General features: G+C 69.5%; 12 protein-coding genes. 11 read left to right on the forward strand and 1 reads right to left on the reverse strand.

The genetic code is table 11. From position 1 onward, the window contains the following. The first annotated feature begins 199 nt into the window (after positions 1 to 199). The 11 genes from glf to AC5Y6X_RS16835 all read left to right on the forward strand — a co-directional run bounded on the left by glf (position 200) and on the right by AC5Y6X_RS16835 (position 19,280). Positions 200 to 1,390, forward strand: a complete 1,191-nt coding sequence (glf, locus tag AC5Y6X_RS16785; RefSeq protein WP_499987641.1) for a UDP-galactopyranose mutase — start codon at positions 200 to 202, stop codon at positions 1,388 to 1,390. Next, a complete protein-coding gene (locus tag AC5Y6X_RS16790; RefSeq protein WP_499987642.1) occupies positions 1,387 to 3,273 on the forward strand; it encodes a glycosyltransferase in 1,887 nt (628 codons plus the stop codon). Before glf ends, AC5Y6X_RS16790 begins: the two co-directional genes overlap by 4 nt. Continuing rightward, positions 3,266 to 3,820 (forward strand): phosphatase PAP2 family protein, encoded by a 555-nt coding sequence (locus AC5Y6X_RS16795; protein ID WP_499987644.1) that lies wholly within the window; start codon positions 3,266 to 3,268, stop codon positions 3,818 to 3,820. Before AC5Y6X_RS16790 ends, AC5Y6X_RS16795 begins: the two co-directional genes overlap by 8 nt. After that, positions 3,817 to 4,725, forward strand: coding sequence for a decaprenyl-phosphate phosphoribosyltransferase (locus tag AC5Y6X_RS16800; protein ID WP_324681968.1), 909 nt, complete (start codon positions 3,817 to 3,819; stop codon positions 4,723 to 4,725). Before AC5Y6X_RS16795 ends, AC5Y6X_RS16800 begins: the two co-directional genes overlap by 4 nt. Further along, positions 4,712 to 6,682, forward strand: coding sequence for a terminal beta-(1->2)-arabinofuranosyltransferase (gene aftB / locus AC5Y6X_RS16805; RefSeq protein ID WP_499987646.1), 1,971 nt, complete (start codon positions 4,712 to 4,714; stop codon positions 6,680 to 6,682). The genes AC5Y6X_RS16800 and aftB overlap by 14 nt, the downstream gene beginning before the upstream one ends. A gap of 326 nt (positions 6,683 to 7,008) precedes the next feature. Next, a complete protein-coding gene (ag85B, locus tag AC5Y6X_RS16810; protein WP_324681965.1) occupies positions 7,009 to 8,055 on the forward strand; it encodes a diacylglycerol acyltransferase/mycolyltransferase Ag85B in 1,047 nt (348 codons plus the stop codon). A 124-nt stretch (positions 8,056 to 8,179) separates the two neighbouring features. Then, entirely contained in the window at positions 8,180 to 9,088 is a 909-nt protein-coding gene (locus AC5Y6X_RS16815; protein WP_499987648.1) for an esterase family protein, read from the forward strand. Positions 9,089 to 9,221: 133 nt separating this feature from the next. After that, a complete protein-coding gene (gene culp6 / locus AC5Y6X_RS16820; protein ID WP_324681963.1) occupies positions 9,222 to 10,232 on the forward strand; it encodes a carboxylesterase Culp6 in 1,011 nt (336 codons plus the stop codon). A gap of 238 nt (positions 10,233 to 10,470) precedes the next feature. Continuing rightward, entirely contained in the window at positions 10,471 to 12,369 is a 1,899-nt protein-coding gene (gene fadD32, locus AC5Y6X_RS16825; protein WP_499987650.1) for a long-chain-fatty-acid--AMP ligase FadD32, read from the forward strand. Between the two features lie 79 nt (positions 12,370 to 12,448). Further along, positions 12,449 to 17,698, forward strand: a complete 5,250-nt coding sequence (gene pks13, locus AC5Y6X_RS16830) for a polyketide synthase Pks13 (RefSeq protein ID WP_499987743.1) — start codon at positions 12,449 to 12,451, stop codon at positions 17,696 to 17,698. Positions 17,699 to 17,714: 16 nt separating this feature from the next. Next, complete coding sequence (locus AC5Y6X_RS16835) at positions 17,715 to 19,280, forward strand: acyl-CoA carboxylase subunit beta (protein ID WP_324681981.1); 1,566 nt, start codon at positions 17,715 to 17,717, stop codon at positions 19,278 to 19,280. On the opposite strand, the gene AC5Y6X_RS16840 is transcribed toward AC5Y6X_RS16835, so the two are convergent. Further along, positions 19,277 to 21,061, reverse strand: coding sequence for an acyl-CoA dehydrogenase family protein (locus AC5Y6X_RS16840; RefSeq protein WP_499987652.1), 1,785 nt, complete (start codon positions 21,059 to 21,061; stop codon positions 19,277 to 19,279). The two genes, AC5Y6X_RS16835 and AC5Y6X_RS16840, sit on opposite strands and share 4 nt — an antisense overlap. Positions 21,062 to 21,063 lie beyond the last annotated feature (2 nt).

Genomic DNA, 21,063 nt, shown 5'->3' on the forward strand with positions numbered 1-21,063 from the left:
ACAACTATTTGAACTGCTGTGTCGGCGTGTCCTGCCCGTCCTATCCGGCATGAACCACACACAGTCGATGGTACGAGTGAGATTGCTGTGACTAGAGTGGTGATATTGAATCGTGAGGCAATTGCGACCTTGGCCGCAATCTTCGCGATGGCGTCGCCAAATCGGGTTACGCGGCGCGGTCGGATACCCTAGGCAACCGATGACAGCTCGTTTCGACCTCTTCGTCGTCGGCTCCGGATTCTTCGGCCTGACCATTGCCGAGCGCGCGGCCACCCAACTCGGCAAGCGGGTGCTGGTCGTCGAGCGGCGCCCGCACATCGGCGGCAACGCCTATTCGGAGGCGGAGCCGCAGACGGGTATCGAGGTCCACAAGTACGGCGCCCACCTGTTCCACACCTCTAATAAGAGGGTCTGGGACTACGTGCGGCAGTTCACCGACTTCACCGACTACCGCCACCGGGTATTCGCGATGCACAACGGGCAGGCCTACCAGTTCCCGATGGGCCTGGGCCTGGTGTCGCAGTTCTTCGGCAAGTACTTTTCGCCGTCGGAGGCGCGGCAGCTGATCGCCGAGCAGGCCGCCGAGATCGACACCGCGGACGCGCAAAACCTGGAGGAGAAGGCCATCTCGCTGATCGGCCGGCCGCTCTACGAGGCGTTCGTCAAGGGATACACCGCCAAGCAGTGGCAGACCGACCCCAGTGAGCTCCCGGCTGCCGTCATCAATAGGCTGCCGGTCCGCTACACCTTCGACAACCGGTACTTCAGCGACACCTACGAGGGCCTGCCGGCCGACGGCTACACCGCGTGGCTAAAGAACATGGCCGCCGACGACCGCATCGAGGTCCGGCTCAACACCGACTGGTTCGGCGTACGCGACCAACTGCGCCGGGAGTCCCCGGCGGCGCCGGTTGTCTACACCGGCCCGCTGGACCGCTACTTCGACTACGCCGAGGGCCGGCTCGGCTGGCGCACACTGGACTTCGAAGTGGAAGTGTTGCCCATGGGGGATTTTCAGGGGACGCCGGTGATGAACTACAACGATCTCGATGTGCCCTACACGCGCATCCACGAATTCCGCCACTTCCACCCCGAGCGGGACTACCCGACCGACAAGACGGTGATCATGCGGGAGTACTCGCGCTTCGCCGGAGACGACGACGAGCCCTACTACCCGATCAACACCGAGGCCGACCGCGCCGTGCTGGCGGCCTACCGGGAGCGCGCAAAATCCGAAACCGCTTCGGCGAAGGTGCTTTTCGGCGGCCGGCTGGGCACCTACCAGTACCTGGACATGCACATGGCCATCGCGAGCGCGCTGAACATGTACGACAACGTCCTGGCGCCGCACCTGCGCGACGGCGCACCACTCGAGGGGAACCGCGAATGACCGCCCAGAGCCTGCTGGCCCGAATCATCCTGCCGCGTCCGGGTGAGCCCCTCGACGTGCGCAAGCTCTACCTGGTGGAGTCGATCACCAACTCGCGGCGCGCGCACGCGCCGACCCGCACCTCGCTGCAGATCGGCGCGGAGTCCGAGGTGTCGTTCGCGACCTACTTCAACGCCTTCCCGGCCAGCTACTGGCGGCGCTGGACGATCTGCAAGTCGGTGGTGCTGCGCGTCGAGATGACCGGCGCCGGGCGGGTCGACGTCTACCGGACCAAGGCCACCGGGGCGCGCATCTACGTCGAGGGGCGCCAGTTCGCCGGCACCGAGGACCAGCCCGTCGTCGTCGAGATCGAGGTGGGGCTGCAGCCCTTCGAGGACGGCGGCTGGATCTGGTTCGACATCACCACCGACAGCAACGTCAACCTGCTCGGCGGCGGCTGGTATGCGACCGAGCCCGCCCCCGGCACGGCCAACGTCGCGGTCGGCATCCCGACGTTCAACCGGCCGGCCGACTGCACCAACGCACTGGCCGCGCTGACCGCGGACCCGTTGGTGGACGAGGTGATCGGCGCGGTGATCGTGCCGGATCAGGGCGTGCGCAAGGTGCGCGACCACCCGGACTTCCCGGCCGCGGCCGCGCGGCTGGGCAACCGGCTGACCATCTGTGACCAGCCCAACCTCGGCGGGTCCGGCGGATACAGCCGGGTGATGTACGAGGCGCTGAAAAACACCGACTGCCAACAGATCCTGTTCATGGACGACGACATCCGCATCGAGCCGGACTCGATCCTGCGGGTGCTGGCCATGCACCGGTTCGCCAAGAGCCCGATGCTGGTGGGCGGACAGATGCTCAACCTGCAGGAGCCGTCGCACCTGCACATCATGGGCGAGGTGGTGAACCCGTCGAACTTCATGTGGACCGCCGCTCCGCACGCCGAGTACGACCACGATTTCGCCGAATATCCGTTGAACGACAAGAACCCTCGCAGCCAGCTGCTGCACCGCCGCATCGACGTCGACTACAACGGCTGGTGGACGTGCATGATCCCGCGGCAGGTCGCCGAGGAGCTGGGACAGCCGCTGCCGCTGTTCATCAAGTGGGACGACGCCGACTACGGCCTGCGGGCGGCCGAGCACGGGTATCCGACGGTCACGCTGCCCGGCGCGGCGATCTGGCACATGGCCTGGAGCGACAAGGACGACGCCATCGACTGGCAGGCCTACTTCCATCTGCGCAACCGGCTGGTGGTCGCCGCGATGCACTGGGACGGCGACATCACCGGGCTGGTCCGCAGCCACCTGAAGGCCACGCTGAAACACCTTGCCTGCCTTGAATATTCGACGGTGGCGATCCAGAACAGGGCCATCGACGACTTCCTCGCCGGCCCCGAGCACATCTTCTCGATCCTGGAGTCGGCGCTGCCCGAGGTGCACCGGATGCGCAAGGAGTTCCCGGACGCCGTCGTCCTGCCGGCGGCCAGCGAGCTGCCGCGGCCGCTGCGCATGAGCAAGGCGATGAATCCCCCGGTGAACCCGCTGTCCATCGGCTACCGGCTGGCCCGCGGCATGCTGCACAACCTCAAGGCCTCCGATCCGGAAGCCCACCGGCGCCCGGAGTTCAACGTGCCGACCCAGGACGCGCGCTGGTTCCGGCTGTGCACGGTCGACGGCGTGACCGTGACGACGGCCGACGGGTGCGGTGTGGTCTATCGACAGCGCGACCGGCGCAAGATGTTCTCGTTGCTGTTCGCCTCGCTGCGCCGGCAGCGATTGCTGTTGCGGCGGTTCGACGAGATGCGCCGGGTGTATCGGGGGGCGTTGCCCGTGTTGTCCAGCAAGCAGAAGTGGGAGACGGCGTTGCTGCCAGCAGCGGGCAATGGCTGAAACCCCCGTATCGGAGGCGCCGCACGGCGAGGTCGCGGCGATCGTGGCCGTTCAGTCGGCGCTCGGTGACCGCCCGGGGGCGCTGGCCGCGGCGCGCGGGCTGTCCCACTTCGGCGAGCACAGCGTCGGCTGGGTGGCCGTGTCGCTGCTGGGCGCGCTGCTCGCGCCGCGGCGCCGCCGGGACTGGCTGGTGGCCGGGGCCGGCGCGTTCGTCGCGCACGCGGCCGCGGTGGCGATCAAGCGGCTGGTACGACGCACCCGGCCGGACCACCCGGCCGTCGCCGTCAACGTCGGCACGCCCAGCCGGCTGAGCTTCCCGTCGGCGCATGCCACCTCCACCACGGCCGCGGCGATCCTGATGGGCCGCGCCGCCGGGCTGCCCGAAGGGCTTGGGCCCGTGTTGCTCGTCCCGCCGATGGCGCTGTCGCGGATACTGCTGGGGGTGCACTATCCCAGCGACGTGGTCTTCGGCATCGCGCTCGGCGCCGCCGTCGCGGGGATCGCCCAAAGCGGCGGCGAGAGGCTCCGAAAGAGGTGCGCCGAATGAGTGAAGACGTGGTGACCGGGCCGCCGGCCAACGTGATCACCGGCGTGGTCAAGGCGATGCGGCCGCGGCAGTGGGTGAAGAACGTCATCGTGCTGGCCGCCCCGCTGGCCGCGCTGGGCGGGACCATCCGCTACGACTACACCAAGGTGCTGACCGAGGCGTCGGTGGCCTTCGTCGTGTTCAGCCTGGCCGCCTCGTCGATATACCTGATCAACGACGTGCGCGACGTCGCGGCCGACCGCGAGCACCCCACCAAGCGGTTCCGGCCTATCGCCGCCGGCGTGGTCCCCGAGTGGCTTGCCTACCTGCTGGCCGCGCTGCTGGGGGTGGCGTCCCTGGCGATCGCCTGGTGGCTGACGCCGAACCTGGCGCTGGTGATGGCCGTCTACATCGGGATGCAGCTCGGCTACTGCTTCGGGCTCAAGCACCAGGCCGTGATGGACATCTGCATCGTGTCGTCGGCGTATCTGCTGCGGGCCATCGCCGGCGGCGCGGCCACGGATATCCCGCTGTCGCAATGGTTTTTGCTGTTCGTGGCGTTCGGCTCGCTGTTCATGGTGGCCGGCAAGCGCTACGCCGAACTGCAAGTCGCCGAGCGCACCGGCGCGGCGATCCGCAAGGCGCTGGAGAGCTACACCAGCACCTACCTCCGATTCGTCTGGACGCTGTCGGCCACCGCGGTGGTGGTGTGCTACGGGCTGTGGGCGTTCGAGCGCGACCGCCATTCCGGGTCCTGGTTCGCGGTGTCGATGGTCCCGTTCACCATCGCGATCCTGCGCTACGCGGTCGACGTCGACGGCGGGCTGGCCGGGGAGCCGGAGGACATCGCGCTGCGCGACCGGGTGTTGCAGGCGCTGGCGCTGGCGTGGATTGCGACAGTCGGAGCCGCCGTTGCCTTCGGCTAGCCCCCAACTGAATGCCCTGAGGCTGGGGGTGATGCGCGGTCGGGCGGTGGCCAGGCGGGTCCGGTGGCCGGTGTTCCCGTACGACGTCGTGGTCCGGGCCAGCCTGTGGGCCAGCGTGGCGGTGGTCGCCGTGCTGTTCGGGTGGGGCGCCTGGCAGCGGCGCTGGATCGCGGACGACGGGCTGATCGTGTTGCGCACCGTGCGCAACCTGCTGGCCGGCAACGGGCCGGTGTTCAACCAGGGCGAGCGCGTCGAGGCGAACACGTCGACGGCGTGGACGTACCTGATGTACGCGGGAAGCTGGGTCGGCGGCCCGATGCGCATGGAGTACGTGGCGCTGGCGCTGTCCCTGGGGCTGTCCGTGCTGGGGGTGGCGCTGCTGATGCTGGGCGCCGGGCGGCTCTACGCGCCGAGCCTGCGCGGCGCGCGCGCGATCATGTTGCCCGCCGGCGCGCTGGTCTACGTCGCGCTGCCGCCGTCGCGGGACTTCGCCACCTCCGGCCTGGAAAGCGGCCTGGCCCTGGCCTACCTCGGGCTGCTGTGGTGGATGATGGTCTGCTGGGCGCAGCCGCTGCGGACCCGCCCGGATCACCGGGCGTTCATCGCCGCGCTGGCGTTCGTGGCGGGGTTCAGCGTCCTGGTGCGGCCCGATTTCGCGCTGATGGGCGGGCTGGCGCTGATCATGATGCTGATCGCGGCGCGCACCTGGCAGCGCCGGGCGCTGATCGTGGTGGCCGGCGGGTTCCTGCCGGTCGCCTACGAGATCTTCCGGATGGGCTACTACGGCCTGCTGGTGCCGGGCACCGCCCTGGCCAAGGACGCCGCCGGCGACAAGTGGTCGCAGGGCATGATCTACCTCTCGAACTTCAACGCGCCCTACGCGATCTGGGCGCCCGCGGTGCTGCTTGTGCCGCTGGGGCTGCTGCTGATGGCGGCGCGTCGCCGGCCGTCGTTCCTGCGCCCCGCCCTGGCGCCCAACTACGGGCGGGTGGCCCGGTGGGTGCAGAGCCCGCCGGCCGTGGTGGTCTTCGTGCTCGTCAGCGGTCTGCTGCAGGCGCTGTATTGGATCCGGCAGGGCGGCGATTTCATGCACGCCCGGGTGTTGCTGGCGCCGCTGTTTTGTTTGCTGGCCCCGGTCGCCGTGGTCCCGGTGATCATTCCCGACGGGAAGGTCTACCTGCGCGAGACGGGCATGCTGGTGGGCGGTGCGGCGGCGGTGTTGTGGCTGGGGATCGCGGGCTGGTCGCTGTGGGCAGCAAACTCGCCGGGGATGGGTGACGACGCCACCCACGTCACGTATTCGGGGATCGTCGACGAGCGCCGCTTCTACGCGCAGGCGACCGGGCAGGCGCACCCGTTGACCGCCGCCGACTACCTGGGCTACCCGAGGATGGCCGCGATCCTGACGGCGCTCAACAACACCCCGGACGGGGCGTTGCTGCTGCCGTCCGGCAACTACACGCAGTGGGACCTGGTGCCGATGGGCCAGCCCCCCAGCGGCAAACCACCCCAAAAGCCGCAACACACAGTGTTTTTCACCAACCTCGGCATGGTCGGCATGAACGTCGGGCTCGACGTTCGGGTGATCGACCAGATCGGGCTGGCGAACCCCATCGCGCAACACACCGGTCGGCTGGCGCACGGCCGGATCGGGCACGACAAGAACCTCTTCCCGGACTGGGTGATCGCCGACGGACCGTGGGTGAAGGTCTATCCGGGCATTCCGGGCTACCTGGACGCGAATTGGGTCACCCAGGCGGTCGCGGCGCTGCAATGCCCCGAGACGCAGGCGGTGCTGGCCTCGGTGCGCGCCCCGATGACGCCGCACCGGTTCGTCTCAAACTTCTTGCACTCCTTCACCTTCACCCAGTACCAGATCGACCGGGTGCCGCTCTACGAGCTCGCCCGGTGCGGGCTGCCGGTGCCCGAGGCGGGCCCGCCGCCGCCCCGCGAGTGAAGTTCCGGCGAATTTTTTCCCACGGGTTCCCAACCGCTCGCGCCGCGCTGGCACGGCGGATTGACAGCAAACTCACATCTGCGGCGCCACCAGCGCGCGACACCGGCCCGGCACATGCGGAAACGCCCTCTTCGGGCGCCCGGTTCGGCTCGAAAACCACCGGAAATCGCGGCCGGATGACGGTTTGCGGGGCCTGCTCGATGAGAGCGGAGGCCCGATCGTGTGGTTGACTACACGGGCACTGCTGCGCCCGAGACGTATGCAGTCGGACCCAATGATTCATGCGCGGGGACGAAGAATGCGCCCGAAAGGATGAGGAAGCAAGGATGAAGCTCGTTGACAGAGTTCGCGGTGCCGTGGCGGCTGTGCCGCGCCGGCTCGCGGTGGGTGCTGTTGGTGCAGCCCTGCTGCCGGGCCTGATCGGCGTCGTGGGGGGCTCGGCGACGGCTGGGGCGTTCTCGCGCCCGGGCCTGCCGGTGGAATATCTGCAGGTTCCCTCCGCCGCGATGGGCCGCGACATCAAGGTTCAGTTCCAGAGCGGCGGCCCCAACGCGCCGGCCGTGTACCTGCTCGACGGCATGCGCGCGCAGGACGACTTCAACGGCTGGGACATCAACACCCCCGCCTTCGAGTGGTACAACCAGTCGGGCCTCGCCGTGGCCATGCCGGTCGGCGGGCAGTCCAGCTTCTACTCCGACTGGTACAAGCCGGCCTGCGGTAAGGCCGGCTGCACCACCTACAAGTGGGAGACCTTCCTGACCAGCGAGCTGCCGCAGTACCTCGCCGCCAACCAGCAGGTCAAGCCCACCGGCAGCGCCGCGGTCGGCCTGTCGATGGCCGGGTCGTCCGCGCTGATCCTGGCCGCCTACCACCCCGACCAGTTCGTCTACGCCGGCTCGCTGTCGGCGCTGCTGGACCCGTCCCAGGGCATGGGGCCGTCGCTGATCGGCCTGGCCATGGGCGACGCGGGCGGCTACAAGAAGGACGACATGTGGGGCCCGTCCAGCGACCCCGCCTGGCAGCGCAACGACCCGACGCTGCAGGTCGGCAAGCTGGTCGCGAACAACACCCGCATCTGGATCTACTGCGGTAACGGCAAGCCGTCCGACCTGGGTGGCGACAACCTGCCCGCCAAGTTCCTCGAGGGCTTCGTGCGGAGCAGCAACCTGAAGTTCCAGACGGCCTACAACGCCGCCGGCGGCCACAACGCGGTGTGGAACTTCGACGCCAACGGCACCCACGACTGGCCGTACTGGGGTGCGCAGCTCAATGCGATGAAGCCGGATCTGCAGCAGGCGCTGGGCGCGACGCCGGGCGCCGGTCCCGCCACGGCCGCGGCGACCAACGCGGGCAACAGCACCCACGGCACCTAGTCGGCCGGCCGAAATCGAACACCGCCGATGGCGGCGATCCCCCGGGGTCGCCGCCATTGGTGATTTACGCCACCCATCGGGTGTGGTTACTGTGCTCACAGCGACTAGACGTTGGAGGGTGGACATGAGGGGTCTGTCAGCGCTGCTGCGGGTGTTCTGCGTTGCCGCACTATCGGTCGGGCTGGGCGGTGTGGCTGCCGTCTCGGCGCCGGGAACCGCGGGCAAGGCCCGGGCCGCGGGCTACGAGAGCCTGATGGTCCCGTCGGCGGCGATGGGCCGCGACATCCCGGTGGCGTTCCTGGGCGGCGGGCCGCACGCGGTGTATCTGCTCGACGCCTTCAACGCGGCCCCGGACGTGAGCAACTGGGTGACCGCGGGCAACGCGATGAACACCCTGGCCGGCAAGGGGATCTCGGTGGTGGCGCCCGCGGGCGGGGCGTGGAGCATGTACACCAACTGGGAGCAGGACGGCAGCAAGCAGTGGGACACCTTCCTGTCCAGCGAGCTGCCCAACTGGCTGGCCGCCAACAAGGGGCTGGCCCCCGGCGGCCACGCCGCCGTGGGCGCCTCGCAGGGCGGCTACGCCGCGATGGCGCTGGCCGCCTTCCACCCGGATCGCTTCGGCATGGCCGGTTCGCTGTCGGGCTTCCTGTACCCGTCGAGCACCAACTACAACGGCGCGATCCTGGCCGGGCTGCAGCAGTTCGGCGGCGTGGACGGCAACGGCATGTGGGGCGCGCCGCAGCTGGGCCGGTGGAAGTGGCACGACCCGTACGTGCACTCCACGCTGCTGGCGCAGAACAACACCCGGGTGTGGGTCTACAGCCCGATGAACATGGGCGGCGACGACGCCGCGATGATCGGCCAGGCGGGCGCGGCGATGGGCAGCTCGCGGGAGTTCTACCAGCAGTACCGCAGCACCGGCGGGCACAACGGTCACTTCGACTTCCCGGGCGGCGGCGACAACGGCTGGGGCTCGTGGTCCGCGCAGCTGGGCGCGATGTCGGGCGACATCGTCGGGGCCATCCGCTAGCCATTCGCTAGTCATTCGCTGGCCCGAGCGCCGGCGGCGCCGGCGCGGTGAGCCGGTACCGTGGGGGGAGCAGCAGGGGGCGGCCGCTTGCCTCGAATCGAGCTGCGACCACCGACTCTGCCAGCAGGAGAACATGGCCACCAACGCCCGGCGCAAACGCCACCGAATCCTCGCCTGGGCCGCCGCCCTGTCGATGGCCGGCGTCGTATTGCTGGTCATCCTGGGCGCCGTGATGCTGTTGCGCCACCCGTCGTCGCCGCCCAGCGCGGTGCCGCCCGGCGTGCTGCCCCCGTCGTCGACGACGACGCACCCGCACAAGCCGCGGCCCGCCTTCCAGGACGCGTCGTGTCCCGACGTGCAGCTGGTGACGGTCCCCGGGACCTGGGAGTCGTCCCCGCAGGACGACCCGCTGAACCCGATGCAGTTCCCGAATGCCTTGCTGCACAAGGTGACCGCGGAGCTCGGCCAGCAGTTCGGATCCGCGCGGGTGCAGACGTACACCACGCCGTACACGGCGCAGTTCCACAATCCGCTCAGCTCCGACAAGCAGATGTCCTACAACGACAGCCGGGCCGAAGGCACCCGCGCCACCGTCCAGGCGATGACCGACATGAACAACAAGTGCCCGTTGACCAGCTACGTGCTGATGGGCTTCTCGCAGGGGGCGGTGATCGCCGGCGACATCGCCAGCGACATCGGCAACGGCCGCGGTCCCGTCGACGACGACCTGGTGCTCGGTGTGACGCTGATCGCCGACGGCCGGCGCCAGCAGGGCGTGGGCAAGGACATCGGGCCCAACCCGCCGGGCGAGGGCGCCGAGGTCACGCTGGCCGAGGTGCCGATGCTGTCGGGTTTCGGCCTGACCATGACCGGCGCGCGGCCGGGCGGTTTCGGCGCGCTCAACGACAAGACCAACGAGATCTGCGCGCCGGGCGACCTCATCTGCGCGGCCCCGGAGGAGGCGTTCAGCGTCGCCAACCTGCCGAGCACGCTGAACACGCTGGCCGGGGGCGCCGGCCAGCCGATACACGCGTTGTACGCCACCACCCAGTTCTGGAACCTGGACGGGGTCCCGGCGACGGATTGGACGGCGAACTGGGCCCACGGGCTCATCGAGAATGCGCCCCACCCCAAACATGGGTGACATGACCGCGACGTAGGCCGATGTGTGACGGAATCGGCGGTACCTTGTGATTTGGTCTGCCGCGTGCCGCCCCTTAACATTAAGAGAAAAGTAAGAGCATTGTGATCGTGACCCGTTGGGGTCGAAGCTGGCACCTAATCGACGCTCGCCTTAGCATGCGCCGTGACGGGGCCGGCGTGCGCGCGGTTATAGCGTCGGGGGCAGCCGACCAAATTGTGTTGTGACAGGAGAAACCGGCATGGCGTACCACAACCCGTTCATCGTCAACGGACGAATCAAGTTCCCCGAGAACACGAATCTGGTTCGTCACGTTGAGAAGTGGGCGAAGGTTCGTGGCGGCAATCTGGCCTATCGATTCGTCGACTTCTCCACCGAGCGCGACGGCGAATACAAGGACATCTCGTGGTCGGAGTTCAGCGCCCGCAACCGCGCGGTGGGGGCCCGGCTGCAGCAGGTCACCCAGCCGGGTGACCGCATCGCGATCCTGTGCCCGCAGAACCTCAACTACCTGATCGCCTTCTTCGGTGCGCTGTACGCCGGCCGGATCGCGGTGCCGCTGTTCGACCCGGCCGAGCCGGGCCACGTGGGCCGGCTACACGCCGTGCTCGACGACTGCACCCCCTCGACGATCCTGACCACCACCGAGGCCGCCGAGGGCGTCCGCAAGTTCATCCGCGCCCGGGCGGCCAAGGAACGGCCCCGCGTCATCGCCGTCGACGCGGTGCCCGACGAGGTCGCCGCCACCTGGCAGGAGCCGGTGGCCGACGAGAACACCATCGCCTACCTGCAGTACACCTCCGGCTCCACCCGCACCCCGACGGGCGTGCAGATCACCCACCTGAACCTGCCCACCAACGTGCTGCAGGTGCTCAACGGCCTCGAGGGCAAGGAGGGCGACCGCGGCCTGAGCTGGCTGCCGTTCTTCCACGACATGGGCCTGATCACGGCGCTGCTGTCGCCGGTGCTCGGCCACAACTTCACCTTCATGACCCCGGCCGCGTTCGTCCGGCGCCCCGGCCGGTGGATCCGCGAGATGGCGCGCAAGCCCGAGGACGGCCCGGACTGCGAGGTCTTCACCGTCGCGCCGAACTTCGCCTTCGAGCACGCCGCGGTGCGCGGGGTGCCCAAGGAGGGCGAGCCGCCGCTGGACCTGAGCAACGTCAAGGGCATCCTCAACGGCAGCGAGCCGGTGTCCCCGTCGTCGATGCGCAAGTTCTACGAGGCGTTCGCGCCATACGGCCTGCGCGAGACCGCGATCAAGCCGTCCTACGGCCTGGCCGAGGCGACGCTGTTCGTCTCCACCACGCCGATGGACGAGGCGCCCACCGTCATCCACGTCGACCGCGACGAGCTGAACAACCAGCGCTTCGTCGAGGTGCCCGCCGACGCGCCCAACGCCGTCGCGCAGGTGTCCGCCGGCGTCGTCGGGGTGGACGAGTGGGCGGTCATCGTCGACCCCGACACGGCCAGCGAGCTGCCCGACGGGCAGATCGGCGAGATCTGGCTGCACGGCAACAACCTCGGCATCGGCTACTGGGGCAAGGAGGAGGAGACCTCCCAGACGTTCAAGAACATCCTCAAGTCGCGGATCAGCCAGTCGCACGCCGAGGGCGCCCCCGACGACGGGATGTGGGTGCGCACCGGCGACTACGGCACCTACCACAAGGGGCACCTCTATATAGCGGGCCGCATCAAGGACCTGGTCATCATCGACGGCCGCAACCATTACCCGCAGGACCTCGAGTACTCGGCGCAGGAGGCCAGCCGCGCGCTGCGCACCGGCTACGTCGCCGCGTTCTCGGTCCCGGCCAACCAGCTGCCCCAGGTGGTGTTCGACAACCCGCACGCCGGGATCAAGTTCGACCCCGAGGACACGTCCGAACAGCTGGTGATCGTCGCCGAGCGCGCCGCCGGCACGCACAAGCTGGACTACCAACCCATCGCCGACGACATCCGGGCGGCCATCGCCGTTCGCCACGGGGTGACCGTCCGCGACCTGTTGCTGGTGCAGGCCGGCACCATTCCGCGGACGTCCAGCGGCAAGATCGGGCGCCGCGCGTGCCGTGCCGCCTACCTGGACGGCAGTCTGCGCAGCGGCGTCGGTTCACCGACCGCCTTCGCCGGCGCCAACGACTGAATCAGGAACCATGGCTGACACAGAACCTGACCTTCCGGAGAACCCGCCCGCCGAGAATCCGCCCGCCAACAAGACCGACATGACGGTCCCCGAGATGCGGCAGTGGCTGCGCAACTGGGTGGGCCGGGCCGTCGGGCAGTCGCCCGACGCTATCGACGAGTCGGTCCCCATGGTGGAGCTGGGCCTGTCGTCGCGGGACGCCGTGGCCATGGCCGCCGACATCGAGGACATGACCGGCGTGACGCTGTCGGTCGCGGTGGCGTTCCAGCATCCGACCATCGAGTCGCTGGCCACCCGGATCATCGAGGGCGAGCCCGAAGCGCCCGACGCCGGCCTCGACGACGCCGACTGGTCGCGCCCCGGCCCCGCCGAGCGCGTCGACATCGCGATCGTGGGCCTGTCCACCCGGCTGCCCGGCGACATGAACACCCCCGACGAGACCTGGCAGGCCCTGATGGAGGGCCGCGACGCCATCACCGACCTGCCCGAGGGCCGCTGGTCGGAATTCCTCGAAGAGCCGCGCATCGCGGCGCGCGTCGGCACCGCCCGCACCCGTGGCGGCTACCTGAAGGACATCAAGGGCTTCGACTCCGAGTTCTTCGCCGTCGCCAAGACCGAGGCCGACAACATCGACCCGCAACAGCGGATGGCGCTGGAGCTCACCTGGGAGGCGCTCGAGCACGCCCGCATCCCGGCGTCGAGCCTGCGCGGCGAGGCCGTCGGCGTGTACGTCGGCTTCTCCAACAACGACTACCAATTCCTGGCGGTCTCCGACCCGACCGTCGCGCACCCGTACGCGATCACCGGCACCGCCAGCTCGATCATCGCCAACCGGGTGTCCTACTTCTACGACTTCCGCGGCCCCTCGGTCGCGCTGGACACCGCCTGCTCGAGCTCGCTGGTGGCCACGCACCAGGCCGTGCAGGCGCTGCGCAACGGCGAGTGCGACGTGGCGATCGCCGGTGGCGTCAACGCGCTGCTCACCCCGCTGGTGACGCTCGGTTTCGACGAGATCGGTCAGGTGCTGGCGCCCGACGGCCGGATCAAGTCGTTCTCGTCGGACGCCGACGGCTACACCCGCTCCGAGGGCGGGGGCATGTTCGTGCTCAAGCGGGTCGACGACGCCCGCCGCGACGGCGACCAGATCCTGGCCGTCATCGCGGGCAGCGCGGTCAACCACGACGGCCGGTCCAACGGCCTGATCGCGCCGAACCAGGACGCGCAGGCCGACGTGCTGCGCCGGGCCTACAAGGACGCCGGCATCGACCCGCGCACCGTCGACTACATCGAGGCGCACGGCACCGGCACCGTCCTGGGCGACCCGATCGAGGCCGAGGCGCTGGGGCGCGTCGTGGGACGGGGCCGTCCGGCCGACCGCCCGGCGCTGCTGGGCGCGGTGAAAACCAATGTGGGACACCTGGAGTCGGCCGCCGGCGCGGCCAGCCTGGCCAAGGTGGTGCTGGCGCTGCAGCACGACAAGCTGCCGCCGTCCATCAACTTCGCCGGCCCCAGCCCCTACATCGACTTCGACGGCATGCGGCTGAAGGTCATCGACACCGCGGCCGACTGGCCGCGCTACGGCGGCTACGCGCTGGCCGGGGTGTCCAGCTTCGGCTTCGGCGGGGCCAACGCGCACCTCGTGGTCCGCGAGGTGCTGCCCCGCGACGTGATCGAACGCGAGCCCGAGCCGGCGCCCGAGGCCGAGTCGGCCACCGAAACCGAAGCGGCGCAAGCCCCCACGCTCGAGAGCCACTCGCTGCGGTTCGACGACTTCGGCAACATCATCCCCGACGCGTCCGAGGTGCCGGAGGAATCCTACGAGCTGCCCGGCGTCACCGAGGAGGCGCTGCGCCTGAAGGCGATTGCGCTGGAAGAGCTTGCGGCACAAGAGGAATCGGAACCGACCAGGCCGTTGATCCCGCTCGCGGTGTCGGCGTTTCTGAGCTCCCGCAAGCGGGCCGCGGCGGCCGAGCTGGCCGACTGGATGGAAAGCCCCGAGGGCCAGGCGTCGTCGCTGGAGTCCATCGGCCGGGCACTGTCGCGTCGTAACCACGGCCGGTCCCGCGCGGTGGTGCTGGCACACGACCACGAGGAGGCCGTCAAGGGTCTGCGGGCCGTCGCCGAGGGCAAGCAGCGACCCAACGTGTTCAGCACCGACGGGCCGGTCACCAGCGGCCCGGTGTGGGCGATGGCCGGTTTCGGCGCGCAGCACCGCAAGATGGGCAAGAACCTGTACCTGCGCAACGAGGTCTTCGCCGAGTGGATCGAGAAGGTCGACGCGCTGATCCAGGACGAGCGGGGTTACTCGATCCTGGAGCTGATCCTCGACGACTCGCACGAGTACGGCATCGAGACCTCCAACGTCGTCATCTTCGCGATCCAGATCGCCCTCGGCGAGCTGCTCAAGCACCACGGCGCCAAACCCGCTGCGGTGATTGGTCAGTCGCTGGGCGAGCCCGCGGCGGCATACTTCTCCGGGGGGCTCTCGCTGGCCGACGCGACCCGGGTGATCTGCTCGCGCTCGCACCTGATGGGTGAGGGCGAGGCGATGCTGTTCGGCGAGTACATCCGGCTGATGGCGCTCGTCGAGTACTCCGCCGACGAGCTGAAGACCGTGTTCGGTGATTTCCCCGGCCTGGAGGTGTGCGTCTACGCCGCACCCGGCCAGACCGTGATCGGCGGCCCGCCCGAGCAGATCGACGCGATCGTCGCGCGCTGCGAGGCCGAGGGCCGCTTCGCCCGCAAGCTGCAGACCAAGGGCGCCGGCCACACCTCGCAGATGGACCCGCTGCTCGGCGAGTTCTCCGCGGAGCTGCAGGGCATCGAGCCGATGAGCCCGACGTGCGGGATCTTCTCGACGGTGCACGAGGGCAGCTACATCAAGCCCGGCGGCGAGCCGATCCACGATGTCGCCTACTGGGTCAAGGGAATGCGGCATTCCGTCTACTTCACCCACGGCGTCCGCAACGCCGTCGACAGCGGCCACACCACGTTCCTGGAGCTCGCGCCCAACCCGGTGGCGCTGATGCAGATCGGCCTGACCACCGCGGCGGCGGGATTGCCTGACGCCCAACTGATTCCGACGCTGGCCAAAAAGCAGGACGACGTCGAGTCGATGATCTCGGCCATGGCCCAGCTCTACGTCCACGGCCACGACTTGGACATCCGGACGCTGTTCAGCCGCGCGCAGGGTCCCGAGGATTACGCGAGCATCCCGCCGACCCGGTTCAGGCGCAAGGAGCACTGGCTGGACGTGCACTTCTCCGGCGACGGCTCGGTGATCATGCCGGGGACCCACGTCGCGCTGCCCGACGGTCGCCACGTCTGGGAATACGCGCCGCGCAACGGCGAGACGGACCTGGCCGCGTTGGTGAGATCCGCTGCGACACAGGTGCTTCCGGATGCGCAGCTGACGGCTTCCGAGCAGCGCGCGCAGCCGGCTGCCGGTGCCCGGCTGGTGACCACGATGACCCGGCATCCGGGCGGCGCCTCGGTTCAGGTGCACGCCCGCATCGACGAGTCCTTCACGCTGGTGTACGACGCGGTGGTGAGCCGGGCCGGCCAGGCCGGCGCGCTGCCGACCGCGGTCGGCGCGGGCACGGCGATCGCCGCCGCCCCCACCACGGCCGCCCAGCCCGAGGCGCCCGCCGAGGACACCGAGGCCGAAACGCTGTCGGACAGCCTGACCAACCGCTACCTGCCGAGCGACGTGGGCAGGTGGTCACCGGATTCCGGCGAGACCATCGCCGAGCGGCTGGGCCTGATCGTCTCGGCGGCAATGGGTTACGAGCCCGAGGACCTGCCGTGGGAGGTGCCGCTGATCGAGCTGGGCCTGGACTCGCTGATGGCGGTGCGGATCAAGAACCGCGTCGAATACGACTTCGACCTGCCGCCAATCCAATTGACGGCCGTGCGCGACGCCAACCTGTACGCCGTCGAGAAGCTGATCGAGTACGCGATCGAGCACCGCGACGAGGTCGAGCAGCTGCACGAGCACCAGAAGACGCTGACGGCCGAGGAGATCGCCAAAGAGCAGGCCGCATTGCTCAGCGGCGCAACGCCGTCGTCCGTCGTCGCGCCCACGCCCGCGCCGGACAAGCCGGAGGCGCCGCTTCCGCCGCCGCCGACGGATCCGTCGGGACCCAAGGGCGCCGAGGGCAACGGCGCGCAGCCGAACCTGGCCGGGGTGACGGACGCGCTCAACCAGGAGGCGGTCGCCAAGGCGCTCAACTCCGACATACCGCCGCGCGACGCCGCCGAGCGGGTCACCTTCGCCACCTGGGCGATAGTCACCGGGAAGTCCCCGGGCGGCATCTTCAACCCGCTGCCCAAGCTGGACGCGGACACGGCGACCAAGATGGCCCAACGGCTTTCGGAACGCGCGGAGGGCCCGATCAACGCCGAGGACGTGCTGTCGTCGGCGAACATCGAGGAGCTGGCCGACAAGATCCGCGGCTACTTCGAGGCCGGGGAGATCGACGGCTTCGTGCGCACCCTGCGGGCCCGGCCGGAGGGCAGCACCAAGACGCCGGTGTTCGTGTTCCACCCGGCCGGCGGATCGACGGTGGTGTACGAGCCGCTGCTCAACCGGCTGCCCGCCGACACCCCGATGTACGGCTTCGAGCGGGTCGAGGGCTCGATCGAGGAGCGCGCCGCGCAGTACGTTCCGAAGCTCATCGAGATGCAGGGCGACGGGCCCTACATCCTGGCCGGCTGGTCGCTGGGCGGGGTGCTGGCCTACGCGTGCGCGATCGGGCTGAAGCGGCTGGGCAAGGACGTCGCGTGGGTCGGCCTGATCGACGCCGTGCGCGCCGGTGAAGAGGTCCCGCAGACCAAGGAGGAGATCCGCGCGCGCTGGGACCGCTACGCCCGGTTCGCCGAGCGCACCTTCAACGTCACCATCCCGGCGATCCCGTACGAGCAGCTCGAGGAGCTCGACGACGAGGGCCAGATCCGGTTCGTGCTCGACGCCGTCAGGGAGAGCGGCGTGCAGATCCCGGCCGGCATCATCGAGCACCAGCGCACGTCGTATCTGGACAACCGGGCCATCGACACCGCCCAGATCCAGCCCTACGACGGGCATGTCACCCTCTACATGGCCGATCGCTACCATGACGACGCGATCATGTTCGAGCCGCGGTACGGCACCCGCAAACCCGACGGCGGCTGGGGCGAGTACGTGTCCGATCTCGAGATCGTGCCGATCGGCGGCGAGCACATCCAGGCCATCGACGAGCCCTACATCGCGAAGGTGGGCGCGCACATGACCCAGGCGCTGAACATGATCGAGGCACAACAGCAGCAGGACGCGTCGGAACGAGTGAGGTAGGCAAGTAGTGACGGAGATGGCGCCGGCCCCCATCCAGCACACCACCGCGGAGAAGCTGGCCGAGCTGCACGCTCGCCTCGAACTCGCCAAGGAGCCCGGCGGCGAGAAGGCCGTCGCCAAACGCGACAAGAAGGGCATCCCGAGCGCCCGCGCCCGCGTGCACGCGCTGCTGGATCCCGGCACGTTCCTGGAGGTCGGGGCGCTGGCCAAGACCCCGAACGACCCGAACGCGCTCTACGGCGACGGGTGCGTCACCGGGCACGGCATGATCGACGGCCGCCCGGTCGGGGTGTTCTCCCACGACCAGACCGTGTTCCAGGGCACCGTCGGTGAGATGTTCGGCCGCAAGGTGGCCCGGTTGATGGAGTGGTGCGCGATGGTGGGGTGCCCGATCATCGGCATCAACGACTCCGGCGGCGCCCGCATCCAGGACGCGGTCACCTCGCTGGCCTGGTACGCCGAGCTCGGCCGCCGCCACGAGGCGCTGTCCGGGCTGGTGCCGCAGATCTCCCTGATCTTCGGCAAATGCGCTGGGGGAGCGGTGTATTCGCCGATCCAGGACGACCTGCTGGTCTCGGTGCGCGACCAGGGCTACTTCTTCGTCACCGGGCCCGACGTGATCCAGGAGGTGACCGGCGAAGAGGTCACCCTCGACGAGCTGGGCGGCTCCGACGCGCAGGCCCGCTACGGCAACATCCACCAGGTGGTGGACTCCGAGGCCGAGGCGTTCCAGTACGTGCGCGACTTCCTGTCCTTCCTGCCGTCCAACTGCTTCGACAAGCCGCCGATCGTCAACCCCGGGCTGGAGCCGGAGATCACGCCGACCGATCTGGAGCTCGACTCGATCGTGCCGGACTCCGACAACATGGCCTACGACATGCACGAGATCTTGCTGCGCATCTTCGACGACGGCGACTTCCTCGACGTCGCCGCGCAGCACGGGCCGGCCATCATCACCGGATACGCGCGCGTCGACGGGCGTCCCGTCGGGGTGATCGCCAACCAGCCCATGCACCTGTCCGGGTCGATCGACAACGAGGCCTCCGACAAGGCGGCGCGGTTCATCCGGTTCTGCGACGCGTTCAACATCCCGCTGGTCTTCGTGGTGGACACGCCCGGGTTCCTGCCGGGTGCCGAGGAGGAGAAGCGGGGCATCATCAAGCGCGGCGGGCGGTTCCTCTACTCCGTCGTGGAGGCCGACGTGCCGAAGGTGACCATCACCGTGCGCAAGTCCTACGGCGGCGCGTACGCCGTGATGGGCTCCAGACAGCTGACCGCCGACTTCAACTTCGCGTGGCCGACCGCGCGCATCGCGGTGATCGGCGCCGAGGGCGCCGCGCAGCTCCTGATGAAGCGGTTCCCCGACCCGACCACGCCCGAGGCGCAGAAGATCAAGAAGGACTTCATCGACGGCTACAACCTGAACATGGCTATCCCGTGGACCGCCGCCGAGCGGGGCTTCATCGACGCGGTCATCGACCCGCACCAGACCCGGCTGCTGCTCCGCAGGTCGCTGCACCTGCTGCGGGACAAGCAACTGTGGTTCCGCACGGCACGCAAGCACGGCCTGATCCCGGTCTAGAGCTCCAGCGCCCCCGCCACGAGCTCGTCGAAGCGCTCCAGCGCCTCGTCGGAGTCGGCGTCGATGCCGCGCAGCGGCCCGCGGTCGGCCAGGTATCGCTGCGCATACAGCCGGGCGACCAGCGCCTTGCGCTCACCGCCGCGCGCCTCCCGCTCCCACGCGGCCTGCTCGGTGAGCAACGCCGCGGCGTAGACGTCGCCCATGAACTGGGCCAGCCCGAACAGTCGCGCCTCGGCCAGGGCTTGTTGGGAGCCGTCGAGCTTGGCCCACGCCGTGATCGCGGCGTCGAGGTCGTCGATGCGGCGCGCCACCAGGGCGGTGGTGTCGTCGTCGGTGTCGGACACCGACACCGCGTCGCGCAGGCGCGCCAGCAGCGCCTCGTGCGCCCGCGCCTGCACGATGCCGCGCCGCACGTCGAGGCACAGGATGTTGTCGGGCCCCTCCCAGATGGTGTTCACCTGCGCGTCGCGCAAAAGCCTTGCCACCGGCCAGTTTTCGATGTAGCCGTTGCCGCCGTGGATCTCGATGGCGTCCGATGCCGCGGTGATGCCCAGCCGGCACGCCTTGAGCTTGGTGACGGGCACGGCGATGCGCTGGCGCACGCCGCGGGGCTGGCGATGGTTGCTGGCGCCGGTGCCGTCGAAAACCATCGCCTGCGCGGCCTCGACGTCGACGATCAGCTCGGCGAGCTTGCGCCGCATCAGCGGCTTGTCGATCAGCGCGTCGCCGAACGCGCGCCGCTGCCGGGCGTAGCACAGCGACTCGACCAGCGCGCGCCGCGCGTTGCCGAGCCCGAACAGCGCGATGCCCAGGCGCGCGGCGTTGGTGAGCTCCATCATGCGGCCCAGCCCCCTGCCGTCCGACGGTCCCGCCTCGCCGGTGGGCTCGCCGGACAACAGGAACGCCTCGGCGTCGGCGAACTCGACCTCGCCCGAGGCCACCGAGCGGGTGCCGAGCTTGTCCTTGAGCCGCCGGATCCGCACCCCGTTGCGCGAACCGTCCCGCCGGGTGCGCAGCACCAGGAAGTTGGCGACGCCGCGGGTCGAGTCGGGGGCGCCCTCGGGCTTGGCCAGCACGACGAACGCCTCGCCGGCGCAGTTGGACGCAAACCACTTGAACCCGTTGAGCAGCCACGCGTCCCCGTGGCGCGTCGCGGTGGTCTCCAGCGCCCCCAGGTCGGAGCCGCCGGTGCGTTCGGTGAGCAGCTGCGCCGTCTCGCCGGCCCACTCGCCGGAGGCGAACTTGGCCAGCACGTGCTCGCGCACGTCGGGCGGCGCGTACGCGGCGACCAGCGACTGGACCATGCCGCCCCCGGTTCCCAGCGCGCAGCCCATCCCGATGTCGGCCTGGTTCAGCAGATAGTTGGACGCGAACATCGCCAGCGACGAGTTCACCTGGGCCGCACGCGCTTCCGCGCGCAGCGCCTGCTGGGCGTCCAGCACCGCCCGCTTGGACTGCGTGAAGGATTCCGGCATGACGACCCGGCTGACGTCGTGGCCCCACCGGTCGTAGCGCTCGAGCCGGGGCGGGTTGCGGTCGGTCTCGTCGGCCCAGCGCGCCACCGGGCCGCCCATCAGCTCACCCATGCGCGTCAGGTGGCGTTCGGCCAGCGCCAGCTCGTCGGGCTGCAGGTAGTAGGCCATGATGAACCGCAGGCTGGGGTCGGTGAGGTACCAATTGAGGCCCACCGCCCCGCGGTAGTTCTCCGTCCGGTAGCGCCGCGCCTTCTCCTCGGTGGAGAACGGCAGCCGGTCGACCGGCTCCGCGTCGTAGTCGCTCATCC

This window comes from Mycobacterium sp. NGS26 (assembly GCF_059813025.1).

What these genes read in the sequence shown, in the direction of transcription:
- glf (WP_499987641.1), top strand. Translation starts at nt 200, where the DNA reads ATGACAGCTCGTTTCGACCTCTTCGTCGTCGGCTCCGGATTCTTCGGC.
- AC5Y6X_RS16790 (WP_499987642.1), top strand. Translation starts at nt 1,387, where the DNA reads ATGACCGCCCAGAGCCTGCTGGCCCGAATCATCCTGCCGCGTCCGGGT.
- AC5Y6X_RS16795 (WP_499987644.1), top strand. Translation starts at nt 3,266, where the DNA reads ATGGCTGAAACCCCCGTATCGGAGGCGCCGCACGGCGAGGTCGCGGCG.
- AC5Y6X_RS16800 (WP_324681968.1), top strand. Translation starts at nt 3,817, where the DNA reads ATGAGTGAAGACGTGGTGACCGGGCCGCCGGCCAACGTGATCACCGGC.
- ag85B (WP_324681965.1), top strand. Translation starts at nt 7,009, where the DNA reads ATGAAGCTCGTTGACAGAGTTCGCGGTGCCGTGGCGGCTGTGCCGCGC.
- AC5Y6X_RS16815 (WP_499987648.1), top strand. Translation starts at nt 8,180, where the DNA reads ATGAGGGGTCTGTCAGCGCTGCTGCGGGTGTTCTGCGTTGCCGCACTA.
- culp6 (WP_324681963.1), top strand. Translation starts at nt 9,222, where the DNA reads ATGGCCACCAACGCCCGGCGCAAACGCCACCGAATCCTCGCCTGGGCC.
- fadD32 (WP_499987650.1), top strand. Translation starts at nt 10,471, where the DNA reads ATGGCGTACCACAACCCGTTCATCGTCAACGGACGAATCAAGTTCCCC.
- pks13 (WP_499987743.1), top strand. Translation starts at nt 12,449, where the DNA reads ATGACGGTCCCCGAGATGCGGCAGTGGCTGCGCAACTGGGTGGGCCGG.
- AC5Y6X_RS16835 (WP_324681981.1), top strand. Translation starts at nt 17,715, where the DNA reads ATGGCGCCGGCCCCCATCCAGCACACCACCGCGGAGAAGCTGGCCGAG.
- AC5Y6X_RS16840 (WP_499987652.1), bottom strand. Translation starts at nt 21,061, where the DNA reads ATGAGCGACTACGACGCGGAGCCGGTCGACCGGCTGCCGTTCTCCACC.